General features: G+C 47.4%; 2 protein-coding genes. Both read right to left on the bottom strand.

From position 1 onward, the window contains the following. Positions 1–167: 167 nt before the first annotated feature. Entirely contained in the window at positions 168–611 is a 444-nt protein-coding gene (locus BIS11_RS16270; RefSeq protein WP_253423960.1) for an anti-virulence regulator CigR family protein, read from the bottom strand. 559 nt (positions 612–1170) lie between these two features. Next, complete coding sequence (locus BIS11_RS18600; RefSeq protein ID WP_301282982.1) at positions 1171–1590, bottom strand: prepilin-type N-terminal cleavage/methylation domain-containing protein; 420 nt, start codon at positions 1588–1590, stop codon at positions 1171–1173. Positions 1591–1962: the final 372 nt, after the last annotated feature.

The following is a 1962-nucleotide window of genomic DNA, read 5'->3' as shown; positions in this document are numbered from 1 at the left end:
ATCATCGAAACGCTGCTCCGCTCGAGCCTGAGTGATCATCCGCCCCGCCTCTTCGGCGATGCGCACCGCCTCATCCAGGCGCGCCTTCAAGGTAACCGCCATATGCTCTCCCGTATTCAAGGTTCAAACGCTTCATGGTAGGCGCTGAAGATGGCGGTGTCATGACATCAGCGGATCAAGGCGTTGGTAATGATATCAACCACGATGCGCGTGGCGGCCTCGATCAGCACCACGTCCGCACCCACTCGTTCCCACTCGTAGCCGGGGTACTGGGGAAGCTCGCGATACACGCGATCATCGAAACGCTTGGCGATCCCCGGCGGCAGCGGCTTGCCCTGAGCCAGGCGATTGCGCATGCCCGGCGGCAACGAATCATCGGCACGAACGTCGTACTGGCGAAGGATGCGCAGAATATCTTGTTCGTTGAAACGGGGGAGATCGGATCGATAGTGAGACTCGTGGTGGGAACCACGGGGATAATTATCTTGTGAGTGATGATCCTGCTGGTGGCCACGTGCGCCGTGCGCGGGGGCATGGGCGGGTTGGGCTAATGCTAAAGCATTCCATGTAAGTGAAACAGTCAAGACAGCGCTTAGAACAGGGGTTTTCATACATCCACTCCTTACGAACAGAGCGTTAAGCTTAGTATTAAATTGGGGAAAAAATATGACTAAAAATAGACACATGTATCAGGAGTTCTTTCAAACTCTAGTCGATATTCAATGACAACATTAAGTCATTAAATGAATACTTTATAGTGTATGCTAGCTCAAGCCTGGTAGTCGTCACTTTTTTTAAAAACAATAAGACCGTAATACTTAAAATTGCTCATATAGTTTAAAAATCTCAGAAATATTTCATATTCATTCTCACGGGAAGCAAGGCGCTCTAAATCATCTATCTATAATACAATTTAAAAATACAATTTAAACAATCTTTTTAGCATGCATTCTACCTAAACAAGCTAACCTTGACCCTTTCAATATACCTATTTAACAACATGCATATTTAGTCAAATAACGATAAAATACATATTTCTTTAAAAAAACACACACTAAGTAACAGTGGCTATTAAATTAAAAGAATAATATTGAAATTCATTTTAAAGCTCTCTCTATCACCTTAAAAAAAGAGAGAGCTACACGCTACTTAGAAAGTATTGAATATATATTAATTTCCGCTAACTACTTGACCACTTGGGGTGACCTCTACATTTATTCCATCTCTAGAGGTAGGTACTACCTGATTAGTAGTTGCGTCGCTAGTCCCAGTAAATCTTGCTGCAATTCCACTCCTAACTGTATCAGCCGGTGTGTCACTAACGTTACAAGCTTCAAAGCTGAAATTATTTGCATCAGTATTTCCGCCAGCATCAGCTCCGACATCTGCATTTGCCATCACTGCCAAAGATCTAAATGATCCTAGCTCGGACATGCAAGCGCTTCTAGCTGATCTATCTAAATAGTTACCATATTGAGGTATTGCTACAGCGGCCAAAATACCAATAATAGCTACTACGATCAGAAGCTCGATCAGCGTGAAGCCAGCCTGGTAGTAACGGCGCACTTGCGAGGTGGTCGGGGTTTGCATGATGGGTTCCCTTGCCTAGAGTCGTGGGGTGAGCTAAAGGGGCTTAGCCCGTTATGGATTCACATTAGACCAGCTCTCATCCCTTGGCAACTGGGGTTTATCAGCCGTTTTTCAGCGCTATTCAGGCTTTTTGATGACGCTGGAACATGCACTATAGTAGTTTTGATGGCAACTGCCCCTCGTTGCCGCCCCTACTGCCAGGCGAAGCTTATGAGCCCCACCCCCTTCGACGAGCCCCATTACGACCGCGAGCTGACCGGCGTTGCCAGGCGGCTGATCGACCACGGCGCATTGACCCAGGCGCAGGCGGAGGTCGCCGACGAAAGCGCCGCCGCGCTCGAGCTCTCGTTTCTCGAGCATGCGGTGGAGAGT

It is taken from the genome of Halomonas sp. 707D4, from assembly GCF_024158685.1.
Classification (GTDB): Bacteria; Pseudomonadota; Gammaproteobacteria; order Pseudomonadales; family Halomonadaceae; genus Vreelandella.
The sequence above is the reverse complement of the archived record's forward strand: the minus strand, read 5'-3'. Positions and strand labels throughout refer to the sequence as shown.

What these genes read in the sequence shown, in the direction of transcription:
- BIS11_RS16270 (WP_253423960.1), bottom strand. Translation starts at nt 611, where the DNA reads ATGAAAACCCCTGTTCTAAGCGCTGTCTTGACTGTTTCACTTACATGG.
- BIS11_RS18600 (WP_301282982.1), bottom strand. Translation starts at nt 1,590, where the DNA reads ATGCAAACCCCGACCACCTCGCAAGTGCGCCGTTACTACCAGGCTGGC.